The sequence below is a fragment of the Embleya scabrispora DSM 41855 genome (genome assembly GCF_000372745.1).
Taxonomy (GTDB): domain Bacteria; phylum Actinomycetota; class Actinomycetes; order Streptomycetales; family Streptomycetaceae; genus Embleya; species Embleya scabrispora.
On sequence record NZ_KB889607.1, the window covers coordinates 38,274 to 53,707 of the forward strand.

A 15,434-nucleotide genomic window follows, 5' to 3' on the forward strand; every position below is an offset into this window, starting at 1 on the left:
GCGGGGCTGGGGAGGCTTGGGTGGGCGGTTCGATGGTGGGCTCGGTACGGTCCGGGGGCGACGCGTTGCTGCGCCGGTCTCCGGCGCAGGTGTGGTTCGCGCATCGTGCCCGGTTGCGGCTCGCGGTGCTCGGATATCACGGGATCTCGGATCCGACCACGTTCGCGGGGCAGTTGGACCGGCTGCGCCGAATCGCTCGGCCGGTGTCCCTGGACGAGGTGGAGACGGCGCTGGCGACGCGACGCGCGTTGCCCGCGAAGGCGGTGTTGCTCACCTTCGACGACGGTGAACGCAGCATCGTGGAACACGGTTTGCCACTCCTGCGCGAGCGCGGCATCCCGGGTGTGGCGTACGTGGTGGCCTCGGCGATCGACTCCCGCACGCCCTTCTGGTGGCATGAGGCGGACCGGTTGGTCGCCGCCGGGGCGCGGGTGGCGGGTGAGCCGGAGCGTTCGCCGAGCGAATGGGTGGCGTACCTGAAGACGGTGCCGCAGGAGCGACGTCTGAGTCTGCTCGCGGCGCTGCGCGAGCACCACGAGCCGGTCCGGACCCCGCAGTTGACCGGCGCGGATCTGGGCATCCTGGAGTCGGGCGGCGTGCGGGTGGAGAACCACTCGCTCACCCACCCGCTCCTGGACCGGTGTTCCGACGCCGACGTACGCTCGGAAGTGCTGCGGGCACACGAGCGGTTGACCGAACTGCTCGGTCGCGCCCCGAGTTCGTTCGCGTATCCGAACGGGAACTGGGACGTGCGGGCCGAGCGGTTGTTGGTCGAGCTCGGCTACCGCACCGCGTTCCTGTTCGATCACCGGCTCGGGCCGCGGCTGCCGAACCACGCGTTGCGGATCTCCCGCCTGCGCGTGGGGTCGAACACCCGCCCGGATCGCTTCGCGACCATCCTGTCCGGACTGCACCCGGCCCTGCACTCGCTGCGCGGCGGGCGTTGACCTGCTTGAATCGGCGCGTCGTTCGGATCGGCACTCACTGCGCGGATCCGGTCGACGGACAGATCCGGGGGGATCATCGTGCTTGCTCTGCCCACGCTGTTGCGCTCGCCCGGCGAGTTGACGGCCCTTGTCCCGTCCTGGCGCGCGCTGGTGGCCGCGACGCCCGGGACGTCGTACTTCACCACGCCCGACTGGGTGTTGGGCTGGACCGAGTCGCTGGGCCGCGAGCAGGCCGGTCGCGCGGTGGTGGCGGTCTGGCGCGGCCGGGACGGTGCCGCGGAGGCGGTCGTACCGCTGCTGCGCACCCGTGAGCGGTTGCATCCGCGGCTGCCCGGCGGCGTGCTGAGTTGGACGTTGCTGGGCACCGGGCCGGGCGCCGCGGACCACTGCGGGTTCGCCGTCGATCCGCGCCGACACCAGGACGTACGCGCGTGGCTGGCCTCGCTCGCCCGGCGGCGCAGCATGGTCTTCCCGCACCTGGATGCCACCACCGGCGATCCGTTCCTGCCGCCGGGCGCGCGCGAGATCGAGCGCACCGCCTGCCCGGTGATGCCCGCCGACCCGGCCGCACTCGGCTCGGCCCGGCATCGGCAGGGGGTACGGCGCAAGGCGCGCAAGCTGGCCGAGGACGGGATCACCTTCGACTGGGTGACACCCGACGCGATGACCCCGCAACTCTTCGACGACCTGCTGCGGCTGCACCGATTGCGTCGGGAGGCGATCGGCGGGTCGAGCGCGTTCGACGCCACGCGGCGTCCGTTGCACGCGGCGCTCGCCGCGCGCGCCGAGGCCGATCGCGGGCCGTGCGCGCTGATCGCGCGCGATCCGGCCGGCCACGCGGTGGGGATCCTGTACGGGTTCCTGTGGCAGGACACCTTCGCCTATTACCAGTTGGGCTGGGATCCGGCCTATGCGAAGGCGAGTCTGGGCACCGTGCTCTTCCACGAGACGCTCACCGCGCTGGCCGCCCGCGACGTACGCACCTTCGACTTCCTGCGCGGGGCCGAGGAGTTCAAGCACCGATTCGGTGCCATCGATCGATACGACACGACATGGCTGGTGGCCCGGGGAGCGGGCGGCGCGCTGTTGGGCGCGAAGTCCGCCGCTCGCCGGGTCAGGGATCGCCGGCTGCGGCCGGTTCGGGGGGAAGCGTGAAGGATCGCATCAGGCTCGTGCACGTGGTGTGGCGGCTCAGCGTCGGCGGTGGAATCCCGCAGGTGAGTCGGCAGGTGCTGGCCGGGCTCGACCCGGAACGCTTCGACTGCCACGCGATCATCGCCAGGCCGGCCTGGGCGGAGGACCGACTCGACGAGTTGGGGCCGAATGTAACGGTGCACGCACTCGACCACGAGGGACCCGCCCGACCCCAGGACGAGATCCGGCTCGGACTGCGCATCGCCTCCCGGGTGCGCAGGTTGCGTCCGGACGTGCTGCACGCGCACAGCGGAACCGCCCGCCTCTCGCTGCCCTCCGCCCTCGGCTCCCCCGGAACGCCGCGGGTCCTGGAGGTGCACGAGCCGCTCAAGGACGGCCTGCACTCGCGGTTGACCAACGGCATCGAGGTCGGCATGGTCAAGGCGGCCGGATTCCGCCCGTTCGCGCACTCGAGTCATGTGCGCGACGCGACGGCGGCGATCGTGGGATGGCGACCGGACCGGATCCCGTTGGTGCCGTTGGGCGTTCCGGTGCATGAGCCCGACCCGGCGGCGGGCCTGGCGTTGCGCGCCGAGCTGGGCATCGCGCGCGACGCGCTGGTCGTGGTCGGGGTCGGCCGGGCGGCGCAGAAGAACATCCCGCTGATGGTGCGGGTCGGTGCGGACGTGGTGCGCGAACTCGGCGACGCGGGGCCGCCGGTGGTGTTCTTGGTGATCGGCCGTCAGGAGCCGGAGGTCCCGGCGCTGATCGAGGAGTTGGGTGTCGGCAAGCACGTTCGGGTGGTTCCGCCGCTGGCGCGGCTGAGCGACGCCTTCGACGCGGCCGACCTGTTCTTGTCCACGTCGCACTACGAGGGCTTCGGGCTGGCGGTCGCCGAGGCGATGATGGCGGGCGTACCGGTGGTCGGCACGGCGGTGGGCGGGGTGACCGACGTGGTCGCGGACGGAGTCACCGGACGCCTGCTGCGCGCGGGCGATCGGGGCGGCCTGGTGACGGCGTGCCGCGAACTGCTGACCGACGACGCGCTGCGGGCCCGAATGGGCGCGGCGAGCCGGGAGCGGGCCCTGGCCCGGTTCACCCGCCGGCACATGCTCGACGGGTTCGCCCAGGTCTACGAACGCGCGGCACTTCGGCGCCGCTAGGGCGTGACCACGAGGGATCGCTGCGGACGAGCGAGTGCGGGCACCATCGCCCGCTCGTCCGCGGTCCGGCTCGTACCCGGCCGGACCGCGGTCGGAGAAAGAGCGGTGCTATTCGGTCGACGGCCAGTTCCATTGCGGAACTTCGCGGAGCGGGTGCAGTTCGTCGTCGGTTTCGGCGTGCGAGTTCTGCTTGGCCACGTGGGTGCCGAACTCCACGTGCGAGCGCAGCGCCTCCCGAAATGGTGCGTCGGACGGCAGTTCGGCCGCGTCGGCGGCGGCCAGGTACAGATCGACGAAGCGTTGGCGCTGTTCCTCGGTGATCTTCAGGCCCCGGTGGACCTCGATCAGATGCAGGAAGCCGCCCATGTCCCGGGTGAAATCGTCCGGACCGCCGAACGTTTCGGCGGTGAAGGCGGTCAGGTGGTCCACGTGTTCCGGGCGCCCCGCACCGAACAGCGGTTGGAGCACCGGGTCGGCCAGGACGCTGCGGTAGAAGATGTCGATGAACCGGCGCAGACCCTCGTGTCCGCCCGCGTGCTCGAAAAGCGTCTCCATGCCCCCACATCTCAGACGCGGACGAGGCTGCTGTCAACCACCACACAACTCGGCCAGAATGCGGTCGGCGACCGCCGGCCACGTCATCGTCGCGCGCAGCCCCGCCCCGCGTGCGAGTGCTCGGCTACGGAAGTCGGCGTAGTCGCGGCTCAGTCGGTGGAGTGCCGCGACCAAGGCGTGCACGTCCCCCGGGGGTACGGTCAGCCCCGCGTCGCCGACGATCCACGGTTGGTTGCCGACCGTGGAGGCCACGCACGGCAGGCCGCGGGTCAGGCCCTCGACCAGGGCGATCCCGAACGCCTCCATGTGCGTGGGGATCACCACCGCGTCCGCCTCGTCGTAAGCGGCGCCCATCGCGGCGTGCGGCACCCGGCCCAGCGCGCGCACGCCGGGCGGCAGCGGACCCTCCGGGCGGCTGCCGACCAGGGTCAGCGTCGCCCGCGGGTCGCGTGCGCGCAGGCGGGCGAAGGCTTCGAGCAGGGTCGGGCCACCCTTGAGTTCCCACTGCGTGCCGACGAACAACAACCGGGGCGGATCAGCCGCGCGCGGGCCGGGATCCGCCGTCGCCGGCTCCACGTTGGTACCCGCACCCACCACGTGCACCCGGTCCGCGGCCAAGCCGTACTCGGTGACCAGGACGTCCGCCGTGCTCGGTCCCATCACGAACACCCGGTGCGCGCCCAGCAACAGACGCCGCTCGCGGGCCAACCACCCGTCGGTGTACCGGGATCGGTGTACGCCGCCGACCGCCGCGCCCTCCAGGCCCACTCGGTCGGTGTACACGCCGTAGCGCACCCCCGCCGGCGGCACCAACGCGGGCAGCGTCTGCACGATCAGCACCGGGCGGCGCGGGCCGAGCAGTCCGCGCGCGCGCGCCCTTCGGTCCAGTGCCGCCGTCCAGGCGTCGGTCTTGGTCCACGGCGTCCCGGGCCCGGCCCGGCGCGCCTCGCGCACCGCCCGCAACCGCGCGCCGGCCAGGCCCGGCGCGCGGGCCAGCGGCATCAGGTCGTGCGCCTCGACCGCCGTGCGGTCCGCCAGCGCCCGGCGCAGCGCCGGCGCCGAGCCGGAGAAGGCCCCGACGTGCAACATGGTCAGGCCGGTCGGCTCGCTCATCCGGTCGTGGCCCGGCGCGGGCCGCGGGTGCGCCGGCGCAGGGCCTGGCCGCGCTGGGTCGCCTTGAAGCCCACCAGCCGCCCGCCGACCCGGACCGCCTCGCCCACCCGGCCCCGAGCCACCGGACGCTCCGCCCGGGCCTGTTCGTACCATTCGACCAACCGGGTGGCCTGACCGTCCAGCGCGAACCGCCGGCGCACCAGGTCCAGCGACCACGTGCCGATCCGCTCGCGTTCAGCCTCGTCCCGCAGCAACGCGATGAGGTGACCGAGCAGCGGGTCCTGCTCGACCGGCACCCGGCCCGCGCCCAGGCCGTAGAAGCCGAGCGCGTCGAAGTCGCCGATCGTCTCCGGTGCCACCGCCTTGCTGAAGCCCTGCTCGCCGACCACGACGGTGGGCTTGCCGAAGGCCATCCCGCGCAACGCGGAACTGCCCATCCCCACCACGACGTCCGCCAGCGCGTAGGCCGGGCGCGGATCGGCCATCTCACCGGTCAGCACGATCGCGCGCCGACCCAGGTCGCCGTTCAGTGCGGCGGCCCGAGCCTGGAGTTCGCCTTCGATCGAGCCGCCGCCGACCATCACCAGCCGCAGCCCGGGCACCTCCGGGGCCAGCCGGGCGACGGCGTCCATGGTGCGCTCCAGGTGCTCCTGCTTGAGGTGCCTGGCCAGCCGTGACACCACCACCACGGTGGGTGCCGGTTTGAGCAGGCCGTGTTCGGCGGCGAACGCGTCGACGTCCACCTCCGGCTCGCCGTCGGCGGTCGCCGACCCGATCGGATGGTCGATCGCGGTGTCCACCGGCGGCTCCAGCAGATGCACCCGAGCGCCCTCCAGGCCGCGCAGCTCCCCGGTCTCCTCGTACAACTCGCCGTAGCCCACGGTCAGCGGCACGCCGGTGCGCGGGAAGTACGGCGGCAGGCTGCCCATCGACATGATGGTGCCCAGCACCGGGGTGCCGCGCGGCACGAACGCGCCCAGGAACGCCTCGACCAGCGGCCAGTACTCATAGGTGTGCACGACGTCGATCCGGTGCCGGCGCACCGCCGCGGCGATCGTGCGGGAGACCGCGGGCGAGGGCCGCACGCGCGCCCGCTCGGGCAGTGCGAGCAGCGGCAGCCCGGCAGCGGCGACCCGTTGCCGGAGCGGGCCCTGACGGCCCATCACCCACACCTCGTGGCCGAGGTCGCGAACCGCGCGGGCCAGGTCCACGGCGTTGATCGAGCTGCCGCCGAGTTGCATGTCGTGCGGACACACCAGGATGCGCACGGCCGGTCACCCCTCCCAGGTGTGGTCGACGTAGACCGGCGCGGCCAGCACCACCGCGCGCGGCGGAGTGTCCAGCTCGGGCCCGGCCACGTCGAACTGTTTCGCCGGATGCCACGTGGTCAGCGGGTGGCCGTCTTGGTCGTACACCCCGATCCACAGGGCGTATCGCCCACGCGGCAGCGGCAGTCGGTCCAGAGTGCACCTGACCCGGTTGCCCGATCGGCCGAACTGCACCTCCCGGCGGGTGGTGAAGACCGGGCTCGCGGTGCCCTCGGTGACGCCGATGTGCACCGTGGCGGGTCCGCGGTGGTCGCCCGTGAACTCCGCCTCGACCACCATCGACCGGTTCGTGGTGGGGCCGGCCGTGTCCACGCCGCGCACGTCCACGTAGCTGGTGCGGATGGCCTCGTCGGTGCGGGTGCGCGCCTCGGTCTCCTCCTCGACGCTGTCGCGATACCCGCGCAGCGCCTGCCGGATCGGGCCGTCGGTGCGGATCTCGCCCTGTTCGAGCCAGATTCCGCGGGTGCAGATCGACTCCACCGACGCGAGGTCGTGCGAGACCAGGACGAGCGTGGTGCCCTGTTCCAGCACCACCCGCATCCGGTCCAGGCACTTTTGCTGGAACAGCGCGTCGCCGACCGCGAGTACCTCGTCGACCAGGAGCACGTCCGGTTCCAGGAACGCGGCGACCGCGAAGCCGAGTCGCATCTGCATGCCGGAGCTGTACCACTTGACCTGCCGGTCGATCGCGGTGCCCAACTCGGCGAAATCCACGATGTCGTCGAACCGGTTGGCCACCTCGGCCCGTTTGAGGCCGAGCAGCGAGCCGTACAGGAAGGCGTTCTCACGCCCCGTCAGGTCCGGGTGGATGCCCGCGCGGACCTCGATCAGGGCGCCGACCCGCCCGCGCACCTGGAGTCGGCCGGCGTAGGGGTACATCACCCCGGTGAGCATCTTGAGCAGCGTCGACTTGCCCGACCCGTTGGAGCCGATCAGGCCGACCGCTTCGCCGGGGTCGATGTGGATGTCGATGTCGCGCAACGCCCAGCGCCAGTCGGCCTGGTCGCGACCGGAGATCTTGCGCGCGATGCGGCCCAGGTTGTCCCGCAGGAGCATGCGCTGACTGTCCGCGCGAAATCGTTTCCACAGGTGCTCGGCCCGGATGGTGCCCAGCGGAAGGGTGCCCGGCTTGGCCGGCGCCTTGGTCGTCGTCGGGCTAGGCGACATCGGCGATCCCCGCTTCGAGCTTCTTGAAGATCTTGTATCCGACGATCAGGAGCACGGTCGCCGATCCGGCGGCGGCGCCGGTGAGTTCCCAGTCGGGTTGTTGTCCGTACAGGATCGACCGTCGGTAGCCGTCGATCACGGCGGCGAGCGGGTTGAAGATCACGTACGGAAGCAGCCAGTCCTTGGTGATCTGGTCCATCCCGTAGGCGACCGGGGTGGCGAACATGCCCATCTGCATGAGCAGGGGCAGCACGTGTCGGATGTCGCGGAAGTAGACCACCGCAGCGGACAGCACGAGCACGACGCCCAGGGTGACCTCGAACTGGATGAGCAGCAGGATCGGCAGCGCCCAGGCGGTCGCCGCGGGTGGCGTGGTGTACACCGCGAAGAGCACGACCAGTACGGAGGAGGCGATCAGCATGTCCACGGTGGCCACGATCACGGTGGCGAACGGGAAGACCTCCCGCGGACAGTAGACCTTGTTCAACAGCGGTCCGTTGGACACCAGGGACGAGGAGCCCTGGGTCACCGAGGACATGAAGAACGTCCAGGGGAGCAATCCGAGGTAGCTGAACAGCGGATAGGGCACGTCGTACTTGTGCGCGGTCTCGCTGAGGTTGCCCACGCGCTGGAAGACGACGGTGAACACCAGCATCAGCAACACGGGCGTGATGACCGCCCACGCGAAGCCGAGAACGGCTTGTTTGTAGCGGGCCTTGAGGTCGCGCTCGGCCAGGGTGCGCACGAGTTCGCGCGAGTGCCACAGTTCGCGGATGCCTCGGATCAGGCTGGTGCGGCGCTTGAACTTGAGTTCCGGTGGTGGTCCCTTGATCTCGGGGTCGGGTGCCTGTGCTGCGGCGATCCGGCCGGTTCCGCTGCCGACGCCCGCCATGGGCGCCGCGTGTCGTCCGGTGCCGGTGCGACTGTCGATGGTCGGCGTGGTCGCTCCCCCGTGGCCCGCGATGGGCGCTCCGTTGACGTGTGTTCGGTGGTCGGCGGGTTCGTCGACACTGCCGCCCGGCCGCGCGTGCCGGCCCACCCGGCCGACATCGTCGACCCGGCCCATGCCGTCGCCGGGCATGCCGACGGCACCCCCCACATACTCCCCCACGGACTCCCCCTCCCTGGTTCGACAACAACCTTGGCACATGCGATCTCCCCACGAGTCGCATTCGGCCGTACGGGAATCGGCGCTCCCGCTCTACCTCTTCCCCTCCACGCGGCCCCGCAGCGTCATCGGCTTTGCTCGTCGAGCAGCGCGATCCACGCGTCCACCACGGTCTCCATGGCGTGCCGTTCCAGGCAATGAGCTCTGGCCGCACGCCCCATCGCGTCCCGATCGCCCAACACCCGGCGGATCGCGCCGACCAGCGCCCGCGGATCCCCGGGGCCGGGGCCGACGTCGGCGAGCGCGCCGGTGACCCCGTCCACGACCACGTCGCGCACGAAGCCGACATCGGTGGCCGCGGCCGGGACTCCGCTCAGGGCCGCCTCGACGAGCACGCCCGGGACGCCCTCGCTGGTGCTGGACAATACGAGCATGTCGGCGGCCCGGTACACCGGGCCCGGGTCGGCGAGGTTGCCGGTGAAGGTGACCCGGCCCGGCACCCGCCGCTCGGCGAGCGCCTCCAGGGCCGCCCGTTCGGGGCCCTCTCCGGCCACGAGCAGGCGGTGGGTCGGGACTTGGCGATGGCCCGCTCCGGTCGCGGGCTCGGCGTCCGCGAGCAGCCCGAACGCCTCGATCGCCAGCGCGACCCGCTTCTCGTCGGCCAACGCGCCGACCACCGCGAGCACCGTCGCCTCCGCCGGCAGCCCGAACTCGGCCCGGGCCTTGGCCCGATCGCTCTCGTCCGGGGGCAGGAAGCGTTCCGGTCGGCGGCCGTTGGGAATCGCCCGCACCCGCTCCGGCGCCAACCGGTAGGTGTCCAGCAGAAGTTCGCGCCCCATCGGCGACACCGACGCGATCGCCGCCGCACGACGCAGCATCAGTGCGACCCGGGCCCGCCGCAGCGCGTCCCTGGCCCAGTGTCGGGGATCGCCGATGTTGACGTAGACGAACGGCGTCCCGGCGCCCGCGAGTGCGATCCCGCAGGCGTCCAGCGTGGTCGAGCCGTGGGCGACGACCAGGCCCGCTGCCACCGCGCGCCGGCGCAGTGCGCGCAGCGTGCGCGGGTGCAGCCGGCCCGGCCCCAGGATCGGGATGTCCATCTCGCCGGTGCCCGCGAGCGCGACGATCGACGAGGCCCGGCCCCGCTCGCGCAGCGCCGTGTCCAGATCGTGGGCGAACGCCTGTGAGCCCCGGCGTCGGGGGTCGGTCACGACGTGCAGGACCGCACGCCGGTCCGTCGGTGTCCCCATGAGGTGACAGGTTGTCACGAATCCCGCCCCGTCGGGGGCGTATCGATGACATGCTCAGCCGTGTGGGGTGGGGGCGCCCTGTGGGCGGCGGCTTGCCGGGGAGACGGCGGGGATGGCAGAGGTGATGCAGTGCACGTGCTCCAGGTGATCGACAGCGTGGATCGAGTCGGTGGGGCCGAGCGGGCGGCGGTGGCGATGGCCCCGCAGTTGATCCGCAGGGGGATCACGCTGGACATCGCGTATCTCTTGGATCTGGACGGATTTCAACCGGAGTTGGCCGAGGCCGGCGTGTCGTTGTTCGGCGTGCATCACGGCTCGCGGGCCGGCTCGGCGCGCGGGCTGGCGCGGGTGATCCGCGATCGCCGACCGGACCTGGTGCACACGACCCTGTACGAGGCGGACATCGCCGGGCGAATCGCCGCCCTGGCGACCGGTGTTCCGGTGGTGTCCAGCCTGGTGAACACCTCCTACGGCGCGGAGATGCGGGCCCAGCCCGGGATCCGGCCGTGGAAGCTGCGTGCCGCCCAGGGCCTGGACGCGGCCAGCGCGCGCGGGGTGCGCCGCTTCCACGCGTTGACCGAGCATGTGGCCGGCGTGATGTCCCGCCGGCTCGGTGTGCGCCGCTCGCGCATCGAGGTGGTGCCGCGCGGGCGCGACCGTGAACTGCTGGCCGCCGCCCGGGATCGCCGCGAACTCACCCGGGCCGCGTTGGGCATCGGGGCGGACGTCCCGGTCCTGGTCACGGCCGCCCGGCAGGAGTACCAGAAGGGTCTGGACGTGCTGATCACCGCGTTCGCCCGGGTGCGCCGCGAGGTCCCGGACGCGGTCCTGCTGTTGGCCGGGCCGGACGGGAGCCGGACCGAGTCGCTGCGCCGACTGGCCGCCGAAACCGGCGGAATCGGGGATTCCGCCGGCCGCGCCGAGCCCGTACGGTTCTTGGGACATCGCGATGACGTGCCCGATCTGATGGGCGCGGCCGATGTGTTCGTGCTGCCCTCGCGCTGGGAGGGGCTGGGCAGCGTGCTGATCGAGGCGATGGGGGTGGGGACGCCGATCGTCACCAGTGACCTGCCTCCGGTGCGCGAGATCACCGGAGCGGGCGACTGCGCGGCGCTGGTGCCGCCGGACTCGCCCGAAGCGCTGGCGACGGCGCTGGTTGCGGCCCTGACGGAGCGGGAGAAGACCGCGATGCGCACGGAAGCGGCGTATCGACGTTTCGGCGAGGAGTACACGATCGACAGCGTTTGCGACCGGATGGTCGCGTTCTATGCCCGGGCCATCGACCCACGAGCCGGCCGTGACGTGTCGTCAGGTCCGGTGCGGTGACGGCCACGCGAACACATCCGGTTGGATCTCGACGGAATCTCCACACTTCCGGCACAGTCCCGGGACCGATCGGGACCGCGAGTGCTCTACGTTTGGCCTGCCCCGCGGTCTGTGCGCAGGGCGGCAACTCGAACCGGAGGGGGACCGGTGGAAACCTCTAGCTACTTCTCCGTTCTCCAGCGCCGTTGGCCGCTGGTACTCGCCTGTCTTGCGATCGGACTGCTCGCGGGGTTGATCCTGACCCCGTCGGACCCCAAGGGCACGGGCAATCAGTGGACCAGTTCGGTCAACGTGGTCCCGGCGCCGAACTCGGCGAAGGAGTTCAATCTGGCGCCCGTACAACTGATGACGGACGGCGGTGAGGTGGCCCGCCGGGTGGCGAAGCGACTGAACAACCCGGATCCGGCCGTCCTGGCGTCCAAGGTCACCTCGCAACTGAACCCGGACCTGGGTCTGGTCCAGATCGCGGCCAAGGCGCCCAGTCGCAAGGCGGCCGAGGATCTGGCCACCGCGTGGGCGCAGGAGACCGTCGCCGCGTTCGGCGATTCGCAGCGCAAGACCCGTCAGGGTCAAGCGGACAGCATGACCGGCCAGTTGGACAAGCTCAAGACCGACATCGACGGTCTGGAGAAGAGCACCACCAACGCGCCGGTGGGCAAGAAGGCCACGCTCCAGGCGGAGTTCGACGCCAAGCGCGGGCAGTACACCACGCTGGTGGGTCAACAGCAGGAGCTGGTCAATCCGCTGAACGACCCCAAGGTCGAGGTGATGGACGGCCTCAAGAGCACGCCCGACTCGACCACGAGCATTCTGGCGCCGACCTCGCGTCCGCTGCGGATCGGTCTCGCGGCGGCGCTCGGGCTCGCGCTCGGGTTGATCGCGGCGCTGATGGTGGATCGGATGGACGTGCGGCTGCGCGGGCGGATCCAGTTGGAGGACGCGTTCGGCCTCCCGGTGATCGCCGAGGTGCCGCGAGCGACCCGGCGTCAGCGCGCGGGGCATGCGGTGCTGGTCGCCGGTCGCCCGGACAGCCCGGTCGCGGAGGCGTATCGCACGCTGCGGTCGGCGCTGCTGTTGTCCGGGCCGCCCGGGCTGGCCTATCGGCTCAGCGGCACCGATCCACGCCAGACCAGGGCCACCGCGATGCCGGTCCGCCGGATCAGCGACCCGGCACCGGTGATCCTGGTGGTGTCACCGCGGCCGGGCGACGGGCGCACCAGCACGGTGGCGAACCTGGCCGCGGCGCTGGCCGAGGCGGGCCGCTCGGTGCTGGTCCTGGACTGCGACTTCCGCAATCCGGCCACCCACCTCTACCTGGGCGCCAAGCCCGGCAAGGGCATGTCCGAGGTGCTGCTCGCCGAGCAGGAGATAGACCTTCAGGACGTGGTGCGCGGCACCGACATCTCGAACGTGCGGGTGATCACCGCGGGCGCACCGGCCGCCTACCCGGCCGCGCTGCTGCTGCGCGCCGGCGAGGTGGTGCAACGCGCCCGACACCACGCGGACGTGGTGCTGGTGGACAGTGCGCCGCTGCTGTACGCCAACGACACCAACGACCTGGTCCAGCACGCCGACGCGATGCTGGTGGTGGCCCGCAGCGGCAACCTGACTGCCGATCAGGCATCACGGGTGGGCGAGCTGTTGACCCGTACCGGGGTGCCGATCGCCGGGGTCGTGCTGCTCGGGGTGGACCCGCAGCGCTCGATGGGCGGCGGACTCAAGCGCGGACCTCGCACCGGCCCGGTGGGCCGGATCGGCTCGACCGCGGGCCTGGTGCTGCGCGGCCGCTCGGCCGAGGCGAGCCCCGTCGAGGACGAGGACGCCGAGCGGCCCGCGCCGAGCTGGGCCAAGCGCCGCGAACTCGGCGAGGGCGAACACGAATCGCCGCAAAGCGGTCGGGGTACACACCGTGCCGACTCTCTCCCCTCGGCCGAGGACTCGGCCGATCCCGGCTTCCGGGTGCAGTCCGCGTCGGAGCGGGCGCTGCGCAACGGCGCCGGTGACGGAGCGCATCTGGGGCCGCACTTCGACACGTGGTCCACCGTCGAACTCGGCTCGGAGGATCGCTGATGGGTGACCGCGTTCGCGTCCTGTGGCTCGCCAAGGGTCTGGGACGCGGTGGCGCAGAGCAGTTGTTGGTCAACTGCGCGCGGCACCTGGACGGCGAACGCTACGAGGTCGAGGTGGCCTACGTATTGCCGTGGAAGGACGCGTTGGTGCCGAACCTGCGCGCGCTGGGCATCACGGTGCACTGCCTGGGCGGTGGCCGGACCTGGCCGCTGCGGCTGCGCGCGCTGTTGCGGGCGCGCGAATACGGCCTGATCCACACACACATGCCGGTCCCGGCGGTCGCCGCGCGGGTGCTCTCGCGCGGCGTGCCGATCGTGCACACCGAGCACAACATGTGGCCGCGCTATCGGCGCCCCACCCGGATCGCCAACGCCTTGACCTACCGGCGCAACAGCGGGGTGATCGCGGTCTCCGGCGCGGTGGCCGAAAGCATCGAGCCGGCCCGGCTGCGGCGCGGAATCGCGCCGACGGTGATCCACCACGGCCCGGACCTGGGCGACGCGTTCGCCGGCCCGGGTGCGCGGGAGCGGGCCCGGCAGGCGCTGGACCTGGACCAGGACGCGTTCACGGTCGGCACGGTGGCCAACTTCACGCCGAAGAAGGACCAGTTGGGTCTGCTCGACGCACATGCCCTGCTGCGGGCCCGGCATCCGGACGCGGTCCTGGTGCTGATCGGCTCAGGGCCGCTGGAGGCGACGCTGCGCGAGCGGGCGAGTCGTCCCGACCTCAAGGGCGCGGTGGTCTTCGCCGGTTCGCGCGGCGACGTGCCGACGCTGTTGCCGGCGTTCGACGTGTTCGCGCTGAGTTCGCGCCAGGAGGGTCTGCCGGTCTCACTGATGGAGGCGATGACGGTCGGCCTGCCCTCGGTGGTGACCGCCGTGGGCGGTATGCCGGAGATCGTCACCGACGGGGTCGAGGGCACGGTGGTGCCCGCCGGTGATCCGGCGGCGTTCGCCGACGCGTTGACCGCGTTCGCCGGCGATTCGTCGCGCCGGCGGGCGTGCGGCGAGGCCGCGGCCGAACGCGCCGACGCGTTCGACGTCGCGGGCGCGCAGCGGCGGATCGAGGACGTGTACGCGTCAGTGCTGGAGGGATCGCGGTGAGTGGGCCACAGGCAGGCGGTTCGCCGTTCACCGTGCGCGAGTTGGGTAAGCACGACGAGCCCCGGGTGTTGGCGCTGCTCGGCGACGCGTTGTCGGGCGGGCCGACCGGTGAGCGCACCTCGGAGTTCTTTCGGTGGAAGCATCGGGACAACCCGTTCGGCGCCAGCCCGGGTCTGGTCGCCGAGGCGGCCGGCCGGGTGGTGGCGGTACGGCTGTTCCTGCGCTGGGAGTTCGTGCTCGGCGGTGAGGTGATCCGGGCGGTGCGGGCGGTGGACACCGCGACCCACCCGGACGTCCAGGGCCGCGGCCTGTTCCGCCGGTTGACCACCGAACTGCTGGAGCACATCGAGGCGGACACCTCGCTGGTGTTCAACACCCCGAACGGAAACAGCCTGCCGGGCTATCTGAAGATGGGCTGGCACGAGGTCGGCAAGGTGCCGGTGTCGCTGCACCCGATCCGGCCGATCGCGTTCGCCCGCGGGCTCAAGGAGTTGCGCGCCACCGGCGATCTGTCCGGCACCTCGCAAGCCTGGAACTCGGTCGATCCGGCCGCTCGTTGCCGCTTCCCGACCGCTCGTCAGTTCTTCTCCGACCCCAAGGCCGCGGTGGGCTTCGACGAGTTGGTCGCCGAGGCGGACGCGGGCGACGCGGCGATCGGGCACGACAAGCTGCGTACCGCGCTCACCGGCGACTTCCTGCGCTGGCGCTACGGCGACGCGCCGGGTCTGGACTATCGGGTGGTGGCCTCGTACAAGAACGGCGAGTTGACCGGCGTGGTGTTCGGCCGCCCGCGGCTGCGCGGTCCGCTGGTCGAATTCACGCTGTCCCAGATGGTGGTGCGCCCCGGCGACCGGGACACCGCGCGCAAGCTGTTCTCCGGGGTGGCCATGTCCGGTTGCGACCACGTCGCCACGCATCTGGCACGCGGCTCCGAGGCGGCGCGGGCGGCCCGCTACGCGGGATACGCGACGCCTCCGCGCACCGGCATGCTGCTGGTCGCCCGGACCGTGCATCCGCAGCCGATCGACGTCCACGACCTGCGCTCGTGGCAGCTCTCCCTGGGGGATTTGGAGGTCTTCTAGCCATCCGGCGGGCAGCCGCCGGCCGGCCCCGAGCCGGTTCCCACCGCCGCCCGCCCGACGCCGCACAGGTACGCCGTCCCCGCAAGGA

Annotated in this window: 13 protein-coding genes; 7 read left to right on the forward strand and 6 right to left on the reverse strand. The window is 72.0% G+C overall.

What is annotated here, in order from left to right:
* Nucleotides 1-20 precede the first annotated feature (20 nt).
* The 3 genes from A3IC_RS0111130 (at nucleotide 21) to A3IC_RS62120 (ending at nucleotide 3,244) form a co-directional block, all read left to right on the forward strand.
* Complete coding sequence (locus tag A3IC_RS0111130; RefSeq protein WP_245599216.1) at nucleotides 21-947, forward strand: polysaccharide deacetylase family protein; 927 nt, start codon at nucleotides 21-23, stop codon at nucleotides 945-947.
* 78 nt (nucleotides 948-1,025) lie between these two features.
* The gene (locus A3IC_RS0111135; RefSeq protein ID WP_020550128.1) at nucleotides 1,026-2,102 is read left to right on the forward strand and encodes a GNAT family N-acetyltransferase; all 1,077 of its coding nucleotides are present in this window, start codon (nucleotides 1,026-1,028) and stop codon (nucleotides 2,100-2,102) included.
* Nucleotides 2,099-3,244 carry a glycosyltransferase family 4 protein gene (locus A3IC_RS62120; protein ID WP_020550129.1) on the forward strand — a complete coding sequence of 382 codons (1,146 nt, stop codon included), beginning with the start codon at nucleotides 2,099-2,101 and terminating at the stop codon, nucleotides 3,242-3,244. The genes A3IC_RS0111135 and A3IC_RS62120 overlap by 4 nt, the downstream gene beginning before the upstream one ends.
* Before the next feature lie 108 nt (nucleotides 3,245-3,352).
* On the opposite strand, the gene A3IC_RS0111145 is transcribed toward A3IC_RS62120, so the two are convergent.
* The 6 genes from A3IC_RS0111145 to A3IC_RS62130 all read right to left on the reverse strand — a co-directional run bounded on the left by A3IC_RS0111145 (nucleotide 3,353) and on the right by A3IC_RS62130 (nucleotide 9,765).
* The gene (locus A3IC_RS0111145; protein ID WP_020550130.1) at nucleotides 3,353-3,799 is read right to left on the reverse strand and encodes a group II truncated hemoglobin; all 447 of its coding nucleotides are present in this window, start codon (nucleotides 3,797-3,799) and stop codon (nucleotides 3,353-3,355) included.
* A 33-nt stretch (nucleotides 3,800-3,832) separates the two neighbouring features.
* A complete protein-coding gene (locus A3IC_RS62125; protein WP_020550131.1) occupies nucleotides 3,833-4,912 on the reverse strand; it encodes a glycosyltransferase family 4 protein in 1,080 nt (359 codons plus the stop codon).
* Complete coding sequence (locus A3IC_RS53740; protein WP_020550132.1) at nucleotides 4,909-6,180, reverse strand: glycosyltransferase family 4 protein; 1,272 nt, start codon at nucleotides 6,178-6,180, stop codon at nucleotides 4,909-4,911. The genes A3IC_RS62125 and A3IC_RS53740 overlap by 4 nt, the downstream gene beginning before the upstream one ends.
* A gap of 6 nt (nucleotides 6,181-6,186) precedes the next feature.
* The gene (locus tag A3IC_RS0111160; protein ID WP_020550133.1) at nucleotides 6,187-7,407 is read right to left on the reverse strand and encodes an ABC transporter ATP-binding protein; all 1,221 of its coding nucleotides are present in this window, start codon (nucleotides 7,405-7,407) and stop codon (nucleotides 6,187-6,189) included.
* Nucleotides 7,397-8,518: an ABC transporter permease gene (locus A3IC_RS0111165; RefSeq protein ID WP_158695907.1), complete on the reverse strand. Its 1,122-nt coding sequence runs from the start codon at nucleotides 8,516-8,518 to the stop codon at nucleotides 7,397-7,399. Before A3IC_RS0111165 ends, A3IC_RS0111160 begins: the two co-directional genes overlap by 11 nt.
* A gap of 122 nt (nucleotides 8,519-8,640) precedes the next feature.
* Nucleotides 8,641-9,765, reverse strand: coding sequence for a glycosyltransferase (locus A3IC_RS62130; protein ID WP_020550135.1), 1,125 nt, complete (start codon nucleotides 9,763-9,765; stop codon nucleotides 8,641-8,643).
* 129 nt (nucleotides 9,766-9,894) lie between these two features.
* Between A3IC_RS62130 and A3IC_RS0111175 the strand changes: the two genes are divergently transcribed.
* From A3IC_RS0111175 to A3IC_RS0111190, 4 genes are all read left to right on the forward strand, one after another.
* Nucleotides 9,895-11,091 carry a glycosyltransferase gene (locus A3IC_RS0111175; protein WP_020550136.1) on the forward strand — a complete coding sequence of 399 codons (1,197 nt, stop codon included), beginning with the start codon at nucleotides 9,895-9,897 and terminating at the stop codon, nucleotides 11,089-11,091.
* Nucleotides 11,092-11,238: 147 nt separating this feature from the next.
* Entirely contained in the window at nucleotides 11,239-13,161 is a 1,923-nt protein-coding gene (locus tag A3IC_RS62135) for a CpsD/CapB family tyrosine-protein kinase (RefSeq protein ID WP_052173399.1), read from the forward strand.
* Nucleotides 13,161-14,264, forward strand: coding sequence for a glycosyltransferase (locus tag A3IC_RS0111185; protein ID WP_020550138.1), 1,104 nt, complete (start codon nucleotides 13,161-13,163; stop codon nucleotides 14,262-14,264). Before A3IC_RS62135 ends, A3IC_RS0111185 begins: the two co-directional genes overlap by 1 nt.
* Nucleotides 14,261-15,346 (forward strand): GNAT family N-acetyltransferase, encoded by a 1,086-nt coding sequence (locus A3IC_RS0111190; RefSeq protein ID WP_020550139.1) that lies wholly within the window; start codon nucleotides 14,261-14,263, stop codon nucleotides 15,344-15,346. Before A3IC_RS0111185 ends, A3IC_RS0111190 begins: the two co-directional genes overlap by 4 nt.
* The last annotated feature ends 88 nt before the right edge of the window (nucleotides 15,347-15,434 follow it).

Coding starts and splice junctions, on each gene's coding strand:
- A3IC_RS0111145 (WP_020550130.1), bottom strand. CDS start 3,799: ATGGAGACGCTTTTCGAGCACGCGGGCGGACACGAGGGTCTGCGCCGG.
- A3IC_RS62125 (WP_020550131.1), bottom strand. CDS start 4,912: ATGAGCGAGCCGACCGGCCTGACCATGTTGCACGTCGGGGCCTTCTCC.
- A3IC_RS0111160 (WP_020550133.1), bottom strand. CDS start 7,407: ATGTCGCCTAGCCCGACGACGACCAAGGCGCCGGCCAAGCCGGGCACC.
- A3IC_RS62130 (WP_020550135.1), bottom strand. CDS start 9,765: ATGGGGACACCGACGGACCGGCGTGCGGTCCTGCACGTCGTGACCGAC.
- A3IC_RS0111185 (WP_020550138.1), top strand. CDS start 13,161: ATGGGTGACCGCGTTCGCGTCCTGTGGCTCGCCAAGGGTCTGGGACGC.